Origin of the sequence: Pseudomonas sp. G166 (assembly GCF_037027455.2) — a bacterium.
Taxonomy (GTDB): domain Bacteria; phylum Pseudomonadota; class Gammaproteobacteria; order Pseudomonadales; family Pseudomonadaceae; genus Aquipseudomonas.
Genome location: NZ_CP146985.1, coordinates 3,501,741 through 3,519,106, shown reverse-complemented (window position 1 = coordinate 3,519,106; position 17,366 = coordinate 3,501,741). Strand labels below are relative to the sequence as shown.

Genomic DNA, 17,366 nt, shown 5'->3' with positions numbered 1-17,366 from the left:
TAAGAGGGCTTGAACATGAACTTGCATAACAAAACCCTGGTGGTCACGGGTGTGGCGTCCGGCATCGGTGCGGAGGTGGCGCGCCTGGCGCGTTTCCAGGGCGCCCGTGTGATCGGCGTCGATCGTCATGAGCCACAACTGACCGTTGATGGCTTTTTCCAGGCCGACCTGGGCGATCCTGAAAGCATCGATGCCTTGGTGAGGCGTTTACCGCAGCAGATCGACGGGCTGTGCAACATAGCCGGTGTGCCGGGGACCGCGCCGGTACAGGCCGTGGCCAAGGTCAATTACCTGGGCCTGCGTCACCTCACCGAAGCCTTGCTGCCGCGCATCGCCCCGGGGGGCAGCATCGTCAACGTCGCCTCGATCCTGGGGGCGCAGTGGCCGGAGCGGCTGGCGTTGCACAAGGCTTTGGCTGCTACCCAGAGTTATGGGGCAGGGCAGCAGTGGCTCGCGGCTAACCCGGTGGAGCAGGCAACCTGTTACCAATACTTCAAGGAAGCACTGATCGTCTGGACTTACCAGAAGGCGCAACAGTGGTTTGCCGAGCATTCGGTGCGGGTCAATTGCGTGGCGCCGGGGCCGGTGTTCACCCCTATCCTCGGAGATTTCGTCAGCATGCTCGGCGAGGAACGCGTGGCACAGGACAGCCATCGCATGAAGCGTCCGGCCCTGGCCGATGAGGTGGCGCAGGTGATCGCTTTTCTCTGTTCAGACGCTGCGCGCTGGGTCAACGGGGTCAACCTGCCGGTGGATGGCGGGCTTGCGGCGACCTACATATAACGCCGTCGCGGTGATGTAACCCGGCACTGTGGGTGCGGTGCCGGGCCTCTAATAACAACAAAAATACAGGACTCACAAGATGCTCAAGCCTATCTTGCGGATGGCTGCTGCCCCGATTCTGGTTGCGCTGTCGCCCCTCGTTCATGCGTATGACCTGCCTGGCCTCAATCTGGGTAGCACCAGTTTCTACGACGGTTCCCCTGCGCCGGCCGGCCCCGGTTGGTATCTGGAGGAATACCTGACGTACTCCAAGGCCAATCGTTTCAACGATGCCCACGGCAATAAACTGCCGCTACCCAAGCAAACCGTGGAGGTCTTCGCGCCGACCACCCAGATCATCTACGTCGGCCAACCCCGCGCCAACGGCGCGATGCCAGGGTTTACCCTGATCAACACCTCCCTGGCCCATGTGGATGTGGACGATGGGTTGAACAATGCAGCCCTGAGTTCTCGGGAAGGGTTTGGCGACCTGATCGTCGGCGCCTTCCTGCAATTGCCCACCCTGACCCGCGCCGATGGCAGCCCTTTGCTGACCCAGCGTGTCGAGGTGGACGTGTCGATGCCGGTCGGTGCCTACAACCGCAATCGCTCGATCAACCCGGGCAGTAACTTCTGGTCGTTCAATCCGTATTACGCCGCCACCTACTGGTTCACGCCCAAATGGTCGGCAAGCGGGCGCTTCATGTATTTGTGGAACGGCAAGAACGACGACCCTTCGGCCAGTTTTGGTGATGTCTCCGATACCCAGGCCGGTCAGGCCTTGCACGCCAACCTGACGTTGCAGTACGCCTTGACCGATCGACTGAGCGCCGGGCTCAACGGCTATTGGCTCAAGCAGTTCACTGACACCCAGGTCGATGGGCACGACGTCAGCGGGCGCCGGGAGAAGGTCTGGGCGATCGGGCCGGGGTTCAATTATGTCTTTCGCAAGGAGGACGTGCTGTCGGTCAATGCCTACTTCGAGCAGGATGCCGAGAACCGTACCGAGGGGGATAAGCTAGTGTTGAACTGGTTGCATAGATTCTAGTGGTCCCCGGTGGACATCCTTGTGGCGAAGGAGGCTTGCTCCCTCGCCACAAGGAGTGGGTTGCAGAGGGTTAGCGCACCCCTTGTGCTTCACCCACCACCACCGAACGGGCCATCACACTGATCGCCGCCACGGCAGCAATCAACAGCCCTGGAGACGTCGCCAACAGCACACCGGTGGTTCCCGCGCCGGCCGCCAGGATTTGGCCGGCGGCCAATGGTCCGGCGACCGACCCCAGGCGTCCGATGGCCACGGCTGCACCGACCCCTGTCGCCCGCACAGCCGTAGGATAGGAGGGCGGGGCCAAGGCGTAGAGCACCAGTTGCGCGGCCATGACAAACAACCCGGCAGCGAACCCTGCGATGCCCATCGGCACGATACCGACCGACAGCCCGACCCCGGCCAGGGCGCTGAGCAATCCGGCATAGACGAACAGCACCACCTTGATGCCATTGCAACGGTCCAGTAACAGGCCGCCGAGCAACGAACCCAGGGTGCCGCCGATGTTGAACAGCATCTGCACCAGACCGGCCTGGGGTTTGCTGAAGCCTTGTTCGAGGAGTAACGACGGCAGCCAGTTGAGCAGCATGTACATCACCGTCAGGGTAAAGAAGTAGCTCAGCCAAAGCGCCAGGGTGGTACGCCCCCGGCCATCGCCGAACAGCGCCTGGCCGGTTGAGCTGCGAGCCGCGGCGCTGACATGTTGAGCCTGGCGAAAGGCGCTGGATTCAGGGAGCCAGAGCAACATCAGCGGCACCACCAGCAACGGTGCCAGCCCACCGATGAAAAAAGTCATTTGCCAGTGCTCGCCAAACAACATGGCAACCACCGCCGCCAGTGCACCACCCAACGGGACGCCCGCGTACATCACGCTGATGGCCGTGCCGCGTCGTTGCTCACCCACGGCTTCGGCACACAGGGCGATGAGGTTGGGCAGGGCAGCACCAAGGCCCAGGCCGGTCATGAAGCGCACCAGCAGCAGGCTGGAGAAGTGTTCGACATACGCAGTGCTGAGGGAGAACACGCCGAACAGCAGGACGGCGGCGATGAGAATTTTCTTGCGGCCGATCCGATCAGCGATCCAGCCTCCAAAGAATGCACCCGGCAGCAGCCCGATGATCCCGGCGCTGAATACCCAACCCATCATCTTCGGGTCCAGGGCAAACGTCTGCCGTAGACCGGCGGCGGCAGTGCCGGCCGATTGCAGGTCGAAACCCTCGATCAGCGCAACGATAAAACACAAGGCGATGGTCAGCGTCGCACGACGCGCCGGACGGTTCATGGCAAATCCTCTTATTGTTTTTGTCAGGGGCTACCAGCTCGGGAGTTCCGACAGGTGTATTTAAGATTAACAAACCTAACTAAAAAATGAATCGCGCCGGACGGTAAGCTGATTACGCAAATATCGTGATAAAAATCAGTTGCTTGAGAGTAGATGGAGGTTTTATTGATAAATTAGTTAATGATATTAATGTTCGATTATCGGTCATGTTGGATTGACGAAGGCGTTGGGACCTTTCCATTCTCTTGGCGCAGAGCCCAACGCCCCAGGTGTTGAGGTCGATCAAAAACAACAACAATAATTGGACATCACACATGCCAAACCTTGCCCGGCACGCCCTTGCGGCGCTCCCTGTTTCGCCTCTCGTTCAACTGCTGGCCTGTCTCGGGCTGAGCCTGGGTTCCAGCGCTTTATGGGCAGAGGGGTTCATCGACGATAGCCACGGTACCCTGACCCTGCGCAATTACTACATGGATCGCGACTACAAGGACGATGGCGCCAAGACCGCGGCCCGGGAATGGGCCCAGGGGGTGATTCTGAACATGGAGTCTGGGTTTACGCCGGGCACGCTCGGGTTTGGCCTGGACGCCCGAGGGTTGGTGGGGATCAAGCTGGATTCGTCGCCGGATCGCAGTGGTACTGAATTGTTGCCGGTGTCCAGCAGCGACAAGCGTGCCGCCGATGAGTATTCGCGCCTGGCCTTGACCGGCAAGCTGCGTTTCGGCCAGACCACGGTGAAGACCGGCGACGTTTCGATCTTCCTGCCGTTCGCCTTTGCCAGCCCGTCACGATTGTTGCCGCAAACCTTTCGCGGCACGACACTGAGCTCCAAGGACATCGACGGACTGACGTTGAACACGGGGTACATCGACCGCATCAACCGTCGCGAATCCACCGACTACCAACCGATGAGCATCGCCTCGCCCAACCGTCGGTTCAACGGTGCAGCGACCTCTTCGCATATGGCGTATGTGGGGGGCGACTACCAGGTCAACAAAGACCTGAGCCTGCGGGCCTACCACGCTGAAGTGGCGGACTTGTACCAGCAGGACACCCTGGCGTTGCTGCACAACTTGCCCTTGGGCGACGGTGTGTTGACCACCGACCTGCGCAGCTTTTTCAGTGACGAGGACGGCGCTGCCAAGGCCGGCAAGGTGGATAACCGCAATGTTTCGGCGCTGGTCGGCTATCGCTTGGGTGGGCATCGCGTGAGCTTGGGCTACATGCATTCCAGCGGTGATACGGCCACCCCTTATGTGTCCGGCACCGAGTTGATGGGCTTGAGCGAAATGACCATGAGCTCGGATTTCCTCAATGCCAAGGAGCGCACCTGGCAGGTGATCCATGACTATGACTTCGCCGCAGTAGGTGTGCCGGGGCTGAGGACTCGTCTGCGTTATGTGCGTGGCGATCACATTGAGCTGGCGGCGCTCAATGCCGAGGATCGCAAGGAGCGCGAGTTCCAGATGGAGCTGGGGTACGTGATCCAGAGTGGCCCGTTGAAAAATGTCGGGTTGCTGGCGCGCAAATCGATCTATCGCAATGACTTCCCAGGTACGGCGGCGTTTCGCGACGAGAACCAGATCCGGTTCCTGGTGACCTACAGCGTGCCGATCTGGTGATCCACTGAGGTGCAACGCAGAGCTTTTGTGGCGAGGGAGCAAGCTCCCTCGCCACAGGGGCGAGCGCTGGCCTTATTGCTGGTACACCTTCTTCAGCAACCGTAGCAACTCCTCGCGTTCAGTTCCTGAGAGAGCGGCAGTGGAATCCAGGTCACTCTGTGCGGCGATCTGCTTGAGTTCCTTGAGCAGGGTTTCACCGGTCTTGCTCAGGAAAATCCCATAGGAACGCTTGTCTGGCTTGCACCGCACGCGCACCGCCAGGGCCCGGCTTTCCAGTTTGTTGAGCAACGGCACCACTTGCGGTGGTTCGATCGTCAGCGCCTTGGCCAGGTCGGCCTGCATCAGGCCGGGGTTCTGGTCGATGATCGCCAGGGCCGAGAATTGGGCGGGCCGCAAATCGTGGACCGCAAGCCGGCCGATCAGATTCTGGAACAGTTTCAGCTGGGCGCGGCGCAAGGCGTAACCGATCAGGTCATCCAGCGCGGAGTCCAGCGGTGCCTGCACGTCGGTACCGTCCACCAGGGCCTCGGTAGGTTCGGCAAGCTTGGAAGACTTGGCCATCGAAGAGAACATCCTCAAGGTGAGTGATTAACAAGGCTATCCAGTTTGCCGAGGTTGTGACGCGATGGCTACGGTCGATCGCACATTCGTTGATCAGGGGCTCTGCTCCAACCCCTGAAAAAACACAGGTAAATCGATTAATAGTTAATTGACATAACTAATTTTCCAGTTTAGTTTTTGATCATCTTCAGCCAAGAACAAGAGAGCACGCATCATGAGCAATTACGAAGGTCGCTGGAAAACGGTCAAAGTCGATATCGAGGAAGGCATTGCCTGGGTGACCCTCAATCGCCCGGAAAAACGCAACGCCATGAGCCCGACCCTCAACCGCGAGATGATCGATGTGCTCGAGACCCTGGAACAGGATCCGGCCGCTGGCGTGCTGGTGTTGACCGGGGCGGGCGATGCCTGGACCGCCGGCATGGACCTCAAGGAATATTTCCGCGAGGTGGACGCCGGGCCGGAAATCCTCCAGGAGAAAATCCGTCGCGAAGCCTCGCAATGGCAGTGGAAACTACTGCGCATGTACGCCAAGCCGACCATTGCCATGGTCAATGGCTGGTGCTTCGGTGGCGGTTTCAGCCCGTTGGTGGCGTGCGACCTGGCGATCTGCGCCGATGAGGCGACCTTCGGTCTTTCGGAAATCAACTGGGGCATCCCGCCCGGCAATCTGGTCAGCAAGGCCATGGCCGACACCGTGGGCCATCGCCAGTCGCTGTACTACATCATGACCGGCAAGACCTTCGGCGGGCAGAAAGCTGCCGAGATGGGCCTGGTCAACGAAAGTGTGCCCCTGGCGCAACTGCGCGAAGTCACTGTGGAGCTGGCGCGTAACCTGCTGGAGAAGAACCCCGTGGTGCTGCGCGCGGCCAAGCATGGCTTCAAACGCTGCCGCGAACTGACCTGGGAGCAGAACGAGGATTACCTGTACGCCAAGCTCGACCAGTCGCGCCTGCTCGACACCGAAGGCGGTCGCGAGCAGGGCATGAAGCAGTTCCTGGACGACAAGAGCATCAAGCCTGGCTTGCAGACCTATAAGCGTTGAGTCGACAGGCGAATAGGGGGCTGCATCCCGCTGTTCGCTGCGTCGCCCCGGCGCTACTGCTACACCGCTGCGATGCATTCCCGATAAAGACAATAAAGAGGAATCACCATGCTGGACGTGCCCCTGTTGATCGGTGGCCAGTCGTGCCCCGCCCGTGACGGCCGGACCTTCGAGCGCTGCAACCCGGTGACCGGTGAAGTGGTCTCGCGCGTGGCCGCTGCCACGCTGGAAGATGCCGACGCCGCCGTGGCCGCCGCGCAAGCCGCGTTTCCCACCTGGGCCGCGCTGGCGCCCAACGAACGCCGCACGCGTCTGCTGCGTGCCGCCGAGCAGTTGCAGGCTCGCAGCGGCGAATTCATCGCGGCCGCTGGCGAAACCGGCGCCATGGCCAACTGGTACGGTTTCAACGTACACCTGGCGGCGAATATGCTGCGTGAAGCCGCTTCCATGACCACCCAGATCAACGGCGAAATCATTCCCTCTGACGTACCTGGCAATTTCGCCATGGCCTTGCGTCAACCCTGTGGCGTGGTGCTGGGCATCGCACCCTGGAACGCGCCCGTGATTCTCGCCACCCGCGCTATCGCCATGCCCCTGGCCTGCGGCAATACGGTGGTGCTCAAGGCTTCGGAAATAAGCCCAGCGGTGCACCGGTTGATCGGTCAGGTATTGCAGGACGCCGGGCTGGGCGACGGCGTGGTCAATGTCATCTGCAATGCGCCAGTGGACGCACCGGCGATTGTCGAACGCTTGATCGCCAATCCGGCGGTGCGTCGTGTCAATTTCACCGGTTCGACCCATGTCGGGCGCATCGTCGGCGAACTGTCGGCGCGCCATCTCAAGCCGGCCCTGCTGGAGCTCGGCGGCAAGGCACCGTTGTTGGTGCTGGACGACGCCGACCTGGACGCTGCGGTACAAGCGGCGGCCTTCGGGGCTTACTTCAACCAGGGGCAGATCTGCATGTCCACCGAGCGACTGATCGTCGATACGCGAGTGGCCGATGCCTTCGTCACCCGGCTGACCGCGAAGATCGCCACCTTGCGCGCTGGCGATCCCACAGCCGGTGACTCCGTGCTCGGCTCGCTGGTGGATGTCAGTGCCGGTCAGCGCATCAAGGGGCTGATCGACGACGCCTTGGCCAAAGGCGCGACCCTGGTGGCGGGCGGGCAGTTGGAGGGCAGCATCCTGCAACCGACCTTGCTCGATGGCGTTACCCCGGACATGCGTCTGTATCGCGAAGAGTCCTTCGGCCCGGTGGCGGTGGTACTGCGCGGCGATGGCGACGAGGCGTTGCTGCGCCTGGCCAATGACTCCGAGTTCGGCCTGTCGGCGGCCATTTTCAGCCGCGATACCAGCCGTGCGCTGGCCCTGGCCCAGCGGGTCGAATCGGGCATCTGCCACATTAATGGTCCGACCGTGCACGATGAGGCGCAGATGCCCTTCGGTGGGGTCAAGTCCAGCGGTTACGGCAGCTTTGGCGGCAAGGCGTCCATCGAGCATTTCACCCAGTTGCGTTGGGTGACATTGCAGAACGGCCCCCGGCATTACCCGATCTGAAATCCGTCGCGCCGCGGGCGGCCAGGTCTCGAAAGCCGCCCGGGTGCAGGCCAGAATAACAATGACAAGGCCGCAGCCAGACGCTGCCACGCTCCGCTCGCTTTATGCGACCCGAGCATGCCTTGGTGGAGGAAATGTACGTGAGTCCCGAGTTCAGATCGTCCTCCCGACCCGGCCCTGGGCAGTATCGCCAGGTGTCGATTGGTCATCCTGCCGTTGAAGTCACAGAAGAACGCGGCATTTTGCACATGCGCTCCCTGGAGCCCCTGGCGCCGTTGCCGACGCGTTTGCTCGATCGCTTGGTGCACTGGGCCGAGGTGCGCCCGCAGCACACGTTTATCGCGGCGCGTGACGCGAGTGGTGACTGGCGTCGTGTCAGCTATGCGCAGATGCTCGACAGTGTGCGGGCTATCGCCCAGAGTTTGCTGAGCTACGGCTTGTCGGCCGAAAAACCGCTGGCGCTGCTCTCAGGCAATGACATCGAACACCTGCAAATGGCCCTCGGCGCAATGTACGCAGGCATTCCCTATTGCCCGGTGTCGCCAGCCTATTCATTGCTGTCCCAGGATTTCGCCAAGCTGCGGCACGTCTGCGACCTGTTGCAGCCGGGGCTGGTGTTTGTCAGTGAGGCGGCACCGTTCGAGCGAGCAATCAATGCGGTATTGCCGGTGGATGTTCCGCTGGTCACGGTGCGCGGCGAGATACCGGGCCGGCACAGGACCGGCTTCACCAGCCTGCTGGCACAGCCCGGCGGCGTCGAGGCCGAGCGCGCCTTTGCCGCCACCGGGCCGGACAGCATCGCCAAGTTTCTCTTCACGTCCGGTTCGACCAAGCTGCCGAAGGCGGTAATCACCACCCAGCGCATGCTCTGTGCCAATCAGCAAATGCTCCTGCAAACCTTTCCGGTATTCGGCGAAGAGCCGCCGGTGCTGGTGGACTGGTTGCCGTGGAACCACACCTTCGGTGGCAGCCATAACGTGGGCATCGTGTTGTACAACGGCGGCACGTTCTACCTGGACGACGGCAAACCCACGGCCCAGGGCTTCACCGAAACCTTGCGCAACCTCAAGGAGATTTCGCCTACCGCGTACCTGACCGTGCCCAAGGGCTGGGAAGAGCTGGTCAGCGCCCTGGAGCAGGACGGCGAACTGCGCGAGCGTTTTTTCAAGCGCATCAGCCTGTTCTTCTTTGCCGCGGCGGGCCTGTCCCAAAGCACTTGGGATCGACTCGACAAAGTGGCTGAGCAACATTGTGGTGAGCGAATCCGCATGATGGCCGGCCTGGGCATGACCGAGGCGGCGCCATCCTGCACCTTCACCACCGGACCGCTGTCCATGGCCGGCTACATCGGCCTGCCAGCACCGGGTTGCGAAGTTCGACTGGTGCCGGTGGACGGCAAGTTCGAAGGACGCTTCCGCGGGCCGCACATCATGCCCGGCTACTGGCGCTCACCGCAGCAGACCGCCGAGGTGTTCGACGAGGACGGTTTCTACTGTTCGGGGGATGCGATCAAGCTGGCCGATCCCGGCAACCCGCAACTGGGGCTGATGTTCGACGGGCGGATTGCCGAGGATTTCAAATTGTCTTCCGGCGTGTTCGTCAGTGTCGGGCCGTTGCGTAATCGGGCGGTGCTGGAAGGCACGCCTTACGTCCAGGACCTGGTGATCACCGCGCCGGATCGCGAGTGCCTGGGCGCGCTGGTGTTTCCACGGCTTGCCGAATGTCGTCGTTTGTCAGGCCTGGCTTTGGACGCCAGCGATACCCAGGTACTTGCCAGCGAGCCAGTACGCCAATGGTTCGCCGGCTGGCTGCAGCGCCTGAACCGCGAAGCCACCGGCAACGCCAGCCGTGTGGAATGGATTGCCTTGCTCGATGAACCGGCATCCATCGATCGCGGCGAAATCACCGACAAGGGCTCGATCAACCAGCGAGCGGTGTTGCAGTGGCGGGCGGCGAAAGTCGAGGCGCTGTATCGCGGTGAGGATGCTTCCATCCTGCGGGCGAACTAGTCGGCAAGACTCAAGAACTGTGGGAGCGAGCTTGCTCGCGATAGCGGTGGATCAGTCAATATTAATGTCGACTGTTCCGACGCTATCGCGAGCAAGCTCGCTCCCACCGTTTGTTTCAGCATCAGGTTCTTCTCCGGTCAGCTTGCCCTGCCGTGACACACCGCCCCAAGCCTTCTACTATGCCGGTTCTTCTTTCTCTGGAATCCACCTGGATGAGTAAGCCTGGCCAAACGGTGCTGGTTGCGCTGCGCAGAATGATCGCTTCGGGCGAACTGGCGGCGGGTGAGCGCTTGATGGAAATTCCCACGGCGGAACTGTTTGGCGTCTCGCGGATGCCAGTACGCATGGCGTTCCGCACGCTGGAGCAGGAAGGGTTGCTGGTGCGCTTCGGCGGCAGGGGTTTTCAGGTGCGTTCGGTCAGTGCCGAGGAGATCGCCGGGGCCGTGGAGGTGCGTGGCGTGCTTGAAGGGCTGGCCGCGCGGCAAACGGCCGAACGTGGCTTGTCCGAAGAGGGTCGGGCAATACTCGAACAATGCCTGGTGCAGGGCGATGAGCTGTTCGCCAAAGGCTACGTGACCGAGGATGACCTGGAGGTCTATCACGACCTGAACATGCGTTTTCACCAAGTGATCGTCGAAGGCAGCCACAACCCAGCCATCGCCGATGCACTGGCCCGCAACGATCATCTGCCGTTCGCCTCAGTCACCGCCCTGGCGGTGGACCGTCAGAACATGGCCGGCGAGTTTCGCCGCTTCAACTATGCCCATATGCAGCACCATTCGGTATTCGACGCGTTGATCCACCGCCAGGGCGCTCGTGCCGAGGCGATCATGCGCGAGCATGCCAACGCGACCTTGCGTTATGCCGAGGTGTTCGGCTCGACGCTGGCCGATGAGCGAATGACGGTGATATTGCGTTCGGACTGAAGGCTCCACTGTGGGAGCGAGCTTGCTCGCGATAGCGGTGGTTCAGCGGCATTAATGTTGGCTGACACAGCGCAATCGCGAGCAAGCTCGCTCCCACAGGGTTTCGGTTGTTCGGGGGTTAGAGATCCAGCACCAGCAACGGTGTCTTCGACCGTGAACAGCACGGCGTGAACTGGTCGTTGCAAGCCTGTTCTGCCTCGGTCAAGAACATGTCCCGATGCTCTGGTACACCTTCCAGCACGCGGGTCAGGCAGGTGCCGCAGACGCCCTGTTCGCACGAGATCGGAATCTCGATGCCATGGCTCTCCAGCACCTGCACCACGCTACGGTCGGCGGGTACTTCGAAGACCTGGCCGCTACTGGCCAGTTTCACCGAGAAGCGGCCATCGGCGCTGGTGTCGGTGGGCGCAGCGGCGAAATATTCACGGTGCAGGTGATTTTCCTGCCAGCCCTGGGCCTTGGCGGTATCCAGTACATGCTGCATGAAGCCGCCGGGGCCGCACACGTAGAGGTGCAGGTCATCGTTGGGTGCGGCCAGCACCCGGCCGGCGTCCAGCAGCGTTTCGGGCTCTTCATCGAAATGCAGGAAAACCCGGTCAGCATAAGGTGACTGGCGCAACCGCTCGATAAAGGCGGCGCGCTCCCGGGACCGGGCGCAGTAATGCAGTTCGAACGTCGCACCGCTCTGGGCCAGGTGCTCGGCCATGCACAGGATCGGCGTAATACCGATCCCCCCGGCAAACAACAAGCTGCGTCGGGCCTCGGGTGCGAGAGCAAACAGGTTGCGCGGTTCGCTGATGAGCAGCCGTGCGCCGGGCTCGATCAGTTCGTGCAGACTGCGCGAACCGCCGCGCGAGGCCGAGTCCTTGAGTACAGCAATGAGATAACGATGTCGTTCCTCGGGATGGTTGCACAACGAGTACTGGCGGATCAGGCCATCGGGCAAGTGCACGTCGATATGGGTGCCGGCAGTGAACGCCGGCAAGGGTTGGCCGTCGACACGGATCAGCTCGTAGCTGCAGATATCCAGGGCTTCGTTGTTTCGCGCGACGACTTGGACTTCGATCATGACCGCTGCTCCACGTGCTGCGGCTGCCGGGTGCTGGCAATCAAGCCGGCTTGCGGGTCGCGTTCGCGCGCAATCAAGCGCTCCAGCACCCGACGCGACTGTACGCCACCGGCATCGATGTTGAGCTTGAGCAGGTTGCGCTGCGGATGGTCCAGCAGGTTGCGTTGCTGGCGTTCAAGCATCTCCAGGTCTTCGCTGAAAATCTTGCCCTGGCCTTCGCGAATGCTGTCGGTCAGTGCTTGATCCCGTGGCTGGAAATGCCGGGCCATGCCCCAGAAATACCAAATGGACGTTTCGGTTTCCGGCGTGATGAAATCCACCACGATGCTCGACGCCTTGAACTGCGGGGCGGCGTGATAACCGCCGTTGCCGGCGTGGGCCACGCCCACTTCGATCAGTACGTGGCTGGGCGGGGTGAAGCGACAGATCTGCCAGCGGTCCACCGGCACATCGTCGGCCAGGTTGTTACCGCGTAGGGCCATGCGCCAGAACGGCGGGGCCATGATGTTTTCCATGTGCCGGGCGGTGACCACTTCGTCGCCTTCGACGGTGGTCACCGGCGGCGCCTCGTCGATTTCCTTCTGGCCGATGCTGGACGCGTGCACGTAGGTTTCGTGGGTCAGGTCCATCAGGTTGTCGATCATCAGGCGGTAATCGCACTGGATATGGAACAGACCGCCACCGTAGGCCCATTCGTCATTTTCGGCCCATTCCAGATGATGGATCAGCGCCGGATCGGCCAGCGCCTGGTCGCCCGGCCAGACCCAGATGAAGCCATGGCGTTCCTGCACCGCAAAGGTCTTGTTGCAAGGGAAGCCTCGGACCCGTTGTCCCGGCATCTCCACGGTCTTGCCGTCACACCCCATCACCAGGCCGTGATAGCCGCACACCAGGTTGCCGTTTTCGACGTAGCCCAGCGAGAGCGGGGCGCCACGATGGGGGCAAAAGTCTTCCACGGCCGCGACCTTGCCCTCGTGCCCACGGTAAAAAACCATTTTTTCGCCACAGATCTGACGGCCCAGGGGCTTGTCGGCGATTTCATCGGGGGTGCAGGCAACGTACCAGGTGTTTTTGGGGTACATGGAGGTTCTCCAGGCTGGTTTTGTTTTTATCTATGGATCCATTAACTCTCTTAACTAATTTGCTTGTCAATGATTTTGATGGTCTTGACGATGGCTGGTGTTTTCAGTGGATCCATTGTTGCTCTGGGAATGCACTCAGAACCGATAGGCCGATGGCACCTGCGCTTCGATGAACCGCTGCATATGTTCCAGAAAGCTGGCTTGCAACTTGGAGACCGGCCCCTGGATGGGCAGCAGCATGCTGAAGTCCATTTCAATCGCCGGTTCGAAGGCGCGGAATACGATGCCATTGCCGCGGTATTCGACGGCGCTGATGGCGTCTACCAGCGCCACGCCTAAGCCTTGTTCGACGAACGCGCACATGGGCAGGGAGAGTTGGGTTTCCAGGCGCAGTTCGCGGTCCACCCCATGGGCGGCGAAGATGGCGTCGATGTGCTGGCGTGAGGCAATGGACTGCGGGTAGGAAATGAATGGTTCGCCTTGCAGGTCCTCCGGGCGAATCGTGGTCTGGTCCTGTAAGCGATGGCCAGCGGGCAGGGCGCAAAGCATGCGTGTGGCCAGTAGTTTCTCGGCCCGTGGACTCGGGTACGTGTTGGGCAGCACGATCAGGCCGAGGTCGCAGCGTTGACCCACCACCAAGTCCACCACCTCCCGAGACGAATGCACCACCAGTGAGATCTGGACCTGATCGTGTTCGGCCACGAATGCGGCAATTGCCCGTGGCACGAATGACAGCCCCATGGCCGGTGCGCAGGCAATGTGTAGCGAGCCGCGCTTGAGGTTGCGGATGTCCTGGGCGGTGCGGGCAATGCGCTCCACGCCCAGCAGTGAACGCTGCACCTCCTGATACAGCGTCATGGCCTCTGCGGTGGGCTGAAGCCGGCCCTTGACCCGGTCGAACAGACTGAAGCCGATGTCCTCTTCCAGGCTGGCGATCAGTCGGGTCGCGGCTGGCTGCGAGATGTGCAGCATTTCAGCGGCGCGGGTCACGGTCTGGCCCAGGATTACAGCGCGAAAGGCTTCCAGTTGGCGAAGGTTCATAGTGCTGATCAAACCCATAACAAAAAGACATGAGGTTGCCAAAATAAAGCATTTTTCAACGTGCTGTCACCGCCCTAGGATCGTCTGCATCCCGTTAATCAACCCATAAAATCGGTGCTTGACTGACCACTAGGTATCGATAACAGCGAAAAACAAGCCATGCAAAAAACTGATGTCATCGTCGTAGGGGGAGGCCTGGTGGGACTGTCCATTGCCTATGGGCTGGCCTTGCTCGGGCGCCAAGTGAGTGTGCTCGACGAAGGTGATGACGCCATCCGCGCCGCCCGGGGCAACTTTGGCTTGTTGTGGGTCCAGGGCAAGGGCTACCGGATGAGCCCGTATGCGCAGTGGACGCGCGAATCGGTGGTGCTTTGGCCAAGGTTCGCCGCTGCGTTGCAGGCCGACACCGGCATCGACGTTCATCTACGCCAACAGGGCGGTTTCCAGTTATGCCTGAGCGACGCAGAAATGGCCCAGGAGAGTCGTCGCCTGGGTTGGCTGCGCGAAGCCCTTGCGGGTGACTACCCCTTTGAACTGTTGGACGCCGTGCAACTGCGCGCCCGTTTGCCTGGCATCGGGCCGGAGGTGGCTGGCGGTTGTTTTTCGCCCATGGACGGCCATGTCAATCCGCTCAAACTGCTGCGCTCGCTCTACGCCGCCTGCCAGTCCCGAGGGGTAAAGCTCATGAACGGGCATCACGTTGACGGGATCGAGTCGCGCGCCACGGGTTTCGAACTGCGGGCGAAGGACCAGTGTTGGTCTGCCCGTCAGGTCGTATTGGCCGCTGGCCTCGGCAATCGAGCCCTGGGGGGCATGGTCGGGCTGGACGTGCCAGTGCGGCCGAACCGTGGGCAGATCCTGGTCACCGAACGGCTCAAGCCCTTTCTGCATTACCCCACCACTTATGTGCGCCAGACCGACGAGGGCACGGTGCAGTTGGGCGACTCCCATGAATCAGTGGGCTACGACGACGGCACCGGGAGCCAGGTCATGGCCGATATCGCCCGGCGTGCGGTGCAGTGCTTCCCGCGATTGGGCCGGGTACGACTGGTACGGGCCTGGGGTGCGCTGCGGGTGATGAGTGCCGATGGTTTTCCGATCTACGAAGCCCCCCAGGCCTGGGCGGGGCTGTCGATTATCAGTTGCCACAGCGGCGTGACGTTGGCCGCAGCCCATGCCTTGCGCCTGGCACCGTGGATCGCCGGTGAGTTCGATGACCCGATGCTAAAACCATTCGGCCTGCACCGATTCAACTCGCCAACCGAGGTGCGTCATGTCGGCTGACAGCCTGTTCCGGCCTTTGACGCCAGGGGATGACACCGTGCAAATCGAGTTCGAAGGACTGCCGTTGACGGTGCCCGGCGCGGTATCTCTGGCCGCCGCACTGTTGAGTAGCGGCATCCGCCACACCCGCGAAAGCGCGATCAACGGTCGGCTTGGTGCACCCTATTGCATGATGGGTGTGTGCTTTGAGTGTCTGGTGGAAGTGGACGGCCAAGCCAATGTCCAGGCCTGCCTGGTGCCGGTACGTCCAGGCATGCGCGTACGCCGTCAACGCGGAGCCGCCTGCCTGGCGCAGGGCGAGGAGGGTAGCGATGAGTAACCTCGTCATCGACCTGATCGTCATTGGTGCCGGGCCCGCCGGCATGAGTGCCGCTCTTGAGGCCAGGACTCACGGCTTGTCGGTAGTGGTGCTGGATGAACAGGCCAGTCCCGGCGGACAGATTTATCGTCAGGTGCTTCAAGCCGATACCCGCTGCCGCTCGATCCTGGGTGACGATTACAGCGCTGGGGCGAAACTGGCAGCAGATTTCCTGCAATGCGGCGCTCGTTATCTGCCCAACGCAGCGATCTGGCAGGTCACGCCGCAGCGTCAAGTGCACTATTTGATCGAGGGACGCGTCGAAGTCTTGCAAGGGCGCCAGTTGTTGATCGCCACGGGAGCCTTTGAACGGCCGATGCCGATTCCTGGCTGGACCTTGCCCGGCGTCATGACCGCCGGGGCCGGGCAGATCCTGCTCAAGAGCGCAGCGTTGGTGCCTGCGGGTCCAGTGCTACTGGCCGGTTGCGGCCCGTTGCTGTACCTGCTGGCGGTGCAATACCTGCGCGCCGGGATCGCCATCGAAGCCTTGGTGGACACCAGCCATCGAAGCGATCTGCTGCGTGCCTGGCGTGCGGTTCCCGGTGCCTTGCGCGGTTGGCGGGATTTGCTCAAGGGCATGGCGCTGCTGCTGGAGTTGAAGCGCGCCGGTGTCCGACATATTCGCGGTGCCCGCAACCTGCGGGTGGAGGGCGCGGATCGGGCCAGTGCCGTGAGCTTCGACCGTGGCGCTCGCCAGCAGCGCATTCCTGCCGAGTTGGTCCTGCTGCACCAAGGTGTGGTGCCTAATACCCAGATCAGTTGGTCGTTGCGTCTGGACCATGAGTGGAGCGAACAGCAATTGTGCTGGATCGCCCGCCGCAACCCATGGGGTGAAACCAGCGTGCCGGGCATTTTCATTGCCGGCGACGGCGGCGCTATCGGCGGCGCGCAAGTGGCGCAATTGGAAGGTCGCCTGGCGGCCTTGGCGATTGCCGGCAAACACGCGACAGCCGCGTCTGTGCAACAAGCTCTGGGCCGGGCCCGCGCGGCACGCCCGCTGATCGACGCCCTGTATCGCCCGCCGGTTCAGAACCGCATTCCCGCCGATGACGTCACGGTTTGTCGCTGCGAAGAAGTCAGCGCGGGCGCTATCCGCCGCTACGTCGACCTCGGTTGCCTGGGGCCGAACCAGACCAAGGCGTTCAGTCGCTGCGGAATGGGGCCGTGCCAGGGCCGTCAGTGTGGCCTGAACGTCACCGAGATCATCGCCGGGCATCGCCATGTGTCGCCCGCCGAGGTGGGCTACTACCGCGTCCGTTCGCCCCTCAAACCCATCACGCTCGCCCAACTGGCTAGCGAGCAGCCCTTTATCGAGGAACCGTCATGAGTATTCAACGCATCGAAAGCAACCCACGCCTGAGCCGCAGTGTCGTGCACAACGGCGTGGCCTGGCTCAGCGGCATCGTCGCCGCCGATTGCAGTCAGGACATCCAGGGCCAGACCCGTCAGGTGCTGCAACGGGTCGATGAGTTGCTGGCCGTTTCGGGCAGTGACAAGCGCCGACTGCTCAGCGTGCAGATCTGGATGAAAGACATGGGCCGGGATTTCGCGGCGATGAATGCCTTGTGGAGCGACTGGGTCGACGCCGCGCAGACCCCGGCGAGGGCCACGGCCCAGGTGGCGTTCGATGATCCCGATATTTTGCTGGAGCTGATTGTCACGGCGGCAGTCTGAGGCCGTCGGCCGGATCGCCGTTGTGCTGTCACCGGGCAGACGACCG

At 61.9% G+C, this 17,366-nt stretch carries 16 protein-coding genes; 11 read left to right on the top strand and 5 right to left on the bottom strand.

All coding sequences use genetic code 11. The annotated features are described in order from the left end of the window. The first annotated feature begins 15 nt into the window (after positions 1-15). Both SGN16_RS15150 and SGN16_RS15145 read left to right on the top strand, forming a co-directional pair. Entirely contained in the window at positions 16-783 is a 768-nt protein-coding gene (locus tag SGN16_RS15150; RefSeq protein WP_335945518.1) for a coniferyl-alcohol dehydrogenase, read from the top strand. A gap of 79 nt (positions 784-862) precedes the next feature. Further along, entirely contained in the window at positions 863-1,810 is a 948-nt protein-coding gene (locus SGN16_RS15145; RefSeq protein WP_210638839.1) for a transporter, read from the top strand. Positions 1,811-1,880: 70 nt separating this feature from the next. Here the strand turns inward: SGN16_RS15145 and mhpT are convergent, their stop codons facing one another. Beyond that, complete coding sequence (mhpT, locus tag SGN16_RS15140; RefSeq protein WP_335945517.1) at positions 1,881-3,092, bottom strand: 3-(3-hydroxy-phenyl)propionate transporter MhpT; 1,212 nt, start codon at positions 3,090-3,092, stop codon at positions 1,881-1,883. Between the two features lie 314 nt (positions 3,093-3,406). Between mhpT and SGN16_RS15135 the strand changes: the two genes are divergently transcribed. Then, entirely contained in the window at positions 3,407-4,714 is a 1,308-nt protein-coding gene (locus tag SGN16_RS15135; RefSeq protein WP_335945516.1) for an OprD family porin, read from the top strand. Positions 4,715-4,786: 72 nt separating this feature from the next. Here SGN16_RS15135 and SGN16_RS15130 read toward each other — a convergent pair whose 3' ends face one another. After that, positions 4,787-5,275: a MarR family transcriptional regulator gene (locus SGN16_RS15130; protein WP_335945515.1), complete on the bottom strand. Its 489-nt coding sequence runs from the start codon at positions 5,273-5,275 to the stop codon at positions 4,787-4,789. Between the two features lie 214 nt (positions 5,276-5,489). Here SGN16_RS15130 and SGN16_RS15125 point away from each other — a divergent pair, with 214 nt between their 5' ends. The 4 genes from SGN16_RS15125 (at position 5,490) to SGN16_RS15110 (ending at position 10,812) form a co-directional block, all read left to right on the top strand. Continuing rightward, a complete protein-coding gene (locus tag SGN16_RS15125; protein WP_003202420.1) occupies positions 5,490-6,320 on the top strand; it encodes a p-hydroxycinnamoyl CoA hydratase/lyase in 831 nt (276 codons plus the stop codon). A gap of 108 nt (positions 6,321-6,428) precedes the next feature. Continuing rightward, on the top strand, positions 6,429-7,877 hold the full coding sequence (locus SGN16_RS15120; protein WP_335945514.1) for an aldehyde dehydrogenase: 1,449 nt from the start codon (positions 6,429-6,431) through the stop codon (positions 7,875-7,877). A 140-nt stretch (positions 7,878-8,017) separates the two neighbouring features. After that, the gene (locus SGN16_RS15115; RefSeq protein ID WP_210638834.1) at positions 8,018-9,886 is read left to right on the top strand and encodes a feruloyl-CoA synthase; all 1,869 of its coding nucleotides are present in this window, start codon (positions 8,018-8,020) and stop codon (positions 9,884-9,886) included. Between the two features lie 212 nt (positions 9,887-10,098). Beyond that, entirely contained in the window at positions 10,099-10,812 is a 714-nt protein-coding gene (locus tag SGN16_RS15110) for a GntR family transcriptional regulator (RefSeq protein WP_210638833.1), read from the top strand. A gap of 118 nt (positions 10,813-10,930) precedes the next feature. On the opposite strand, the gene SGN16_RS15105 is transcribed toward SGN16_RS15110, so the two are convergent. The 3 genes from SGN16_RS15105 to SGN16_RS15095 all read right to left on the bottom strand — a co-directional run bounded on the left by SGN16_RS15105 (position 10,931) and on the right by SGN16_RS15095 (position 14,004). Next, positions 10,931-11,881 carry a PDR/VanB family oxidoreductase gene (locus SGN16_RS15105; RefSeq protein ID WP_335945513.1) on the bottom strand — a complete coding sequence of 317 codons (951 nt, stop codon included), beginning with the start codon at positions 11,879-11,881 and terminating at the stop codon, positions 10,931-10,933. Next, on the bottom strand, positions 11,878-12,963 hold the full coding sequence (locus SGN16_RS15100; protein WP_335945512.1) for an aromatic ring-hydroxylating dioxygenase subunit alpha: 1,086 nt from the start codon (positions 12,961-12,963) through the stop codon (positions 11,878-11,880). Before SGN16_RS15100 ends, SGN16_RS15105 begins: the two co-directional genes overlap by 4 nt. A gap of 135 nt (positions 12,964-13,098) precedes the next feature. After that, complete coding sequence (locus tag SGN16_RS15095; RefSeq protein WP_335945511.1) at positions 13,099-14,004, bottom strand: LysR substrate-binding domain-containing protein; 906 nt, start codon at positions 14,002-14,004, stop codon at positions 13,099-13,101. Between the two features lie 159 nt (positions 14,005-14,163). Here SGN16_RS15095 and SGN16_RS15090 point away from each other — a divergent pair, with 159 nt between their 5' ends. The 4 genes from SGN16_RS15090 to SGN16_RS15075 are packed head-to-tail and all read left to right on the top strand — an operon-like array spanning position 14,164 to position 17,320. After that, positions 14,164-15,288, top strand: a complete 1,125-nt coding sequence (locus SGN16_RS15090; RefSeq protein WP_335945510.1) for an FAD-dependent oxidoreductase — start codon at positions 14,164-14,166, stop codon at positions 15,286-15,288. Then, positions 15,278-15,607 (top strand): (2Fe-2S)-binding protein, encoded by a 330-nt coding sequence (locus SGN16_RS15085; protein WP_335945509.1) that lies wholly within the window; start codon positions 15,278-15,280, stop codon positions 15,605-15,607. Before SGN16_RS15090 ends, SGN16_RS15085 begins: the two co-directional genes overlap by 11 nt. Beyond that, the gene (locus SGN16_RS15080) at positions 15,600-16,973 is read left to right on the top strand and encodes an FAD-dependent oxidoreductase (protein WP_335945508.1); all 1,374 of its coding nucleotides are present in this window, start codon (positions 15,600-15,602) and stop codon (positions 16,971-16,973) included. Before SGN16_RS15085 ends, SGN16_RS15080 begins: the two co-directional genes overlap by 8 nt. Continuing rightward, positions 16,970-17,320, top strand: a complete 351-nt coding sequence (locus SGN16_RS15075; protein ID WP_210638826.1) for a RidA family protein — start codon at positions 16,970-16,972, stop codon at positions 17,318-17,320. Before SGN16_RS15080 ends, SGN16_RS15075 begins: the two co-directional genes overlap by 4 nt. Positions 17,321-17,366: the final 46 nt, after the last annotated feature.

What these genes read in the sequence shown, in the direction of transcription:
- SGN16_RS15135 (WP_335945516.1), top strand. Translation starts at nt 3,407, where the DNA reads ATGCCAAACCTTGCCCGGCACGCCCTTGCGGCGCTCCCTGTTTCGCCT.
- SGN16_RS15105 (WP_335945513.1), bottom strand. Translation starts at nt 11,881, where the DNA reads ATGATCGAAGTCCAAGTCGTCGCGCGAAACAACGAAGCCCTGGATATC.
- SGN16_RS15145 (WP_210638839.1), top strand. Translation starts at nt 863, where the DNA reads ATGCTCAAGCCTATCTTGCGGATGGCTGCTGCCCCGATTCTGGTTGCG.
- SGN16_RS15090 (WP_335945510.1), top strand. Translation starts at nt 14,164, where the DNA reads ATGCAAAAAACTGATGTCATCGTCGTAGGGGGAGGCCTGGTGGGACTG.
- mhpT (WP_335945517.1), bottom strand. Translation starts at nt 3,092, where the DNA reads ATGAACCGTCCGGCGCGTCGTGCGACGCTGACCATCGCCTTGTGTTTT.
- SGN16_RS15120 (WP_335945514.1), top strand. Translation starts at nt 6,429, where the DNA reads ATGCTGGACGTGCCCCTGTTGATCGGTGGCCAGTCGTGCCCCGCCCGT.
- SGN16_RS15100 (WP_335945512.1), bottom strand. Translation starts at nt 12,963, where the DNA reads ATGTACCCCAAAAACACCTGGTACGTTGCCTGCACCCCCGATGAAATC.
- SGN16_RS15125 (WP_003202420.1), top strand. Translation starts at nt 5,490, where the DNA reads ATGAGCAATTACGAAGGTCGCTGGAAAACGGTCAAAGTCGATATCGAG.
- SGN16_RS15085 (WP_335945509.1), top strand. Translation starts at nt 15,278, where the DNA reads ATGTCGGCTGACAGCCTGTTCCGGCCTTTGACGCCAGGGGATGACACC.
- SGN16_RS15080 (WP_335945508.1), top strand. Translation starts at nt 15,600, where the DNA reads ATGAGTAACCTCGTCATCGACCTGATCGTCATTGGTGCCGGGCCCGCC.
- SGN16_RS15095 (WP_335945511.1), bottom strand. Translation starts at nt 14,004, where the DNA reads ATGAACCTTCGCCAACTGGAAGCCTTTCGCGCTGTAATCCTGGGCCAG.
- SGN16_RS15075 (WP_210638826.1), top strand. Translation starts at nt 16,970, where the DNA reads ATGAGTATTCAACGCATCGAAAGCAACCCACGCCTGAGCCGCAGTGTC.
- SGN16_RS15130 (WP_335945515.1), bottom strand. Translation starts at nt 5,275, where the DNA reads ATGGCCAAGTCTTCCAAGCTTGCCGAACCTACCGAGGCCCTGGTGGAC.
- SGN16_RS15150 (WP_335945518.1), top strand. Translation starts at nt 16, where the DNA reads ATGAACTTGCATAACAAAACCCTGGTGGTCACGGGTGTGGCGTCCGGC.
- SGN16_RS15110 (WP_210638833.1), top strand. Translation starts at nt 10,099, where the DNA reads ATGAGTAAGCCTGGCCAAACGGTGCTGGTTGCGCTGCGCAGAATGATC.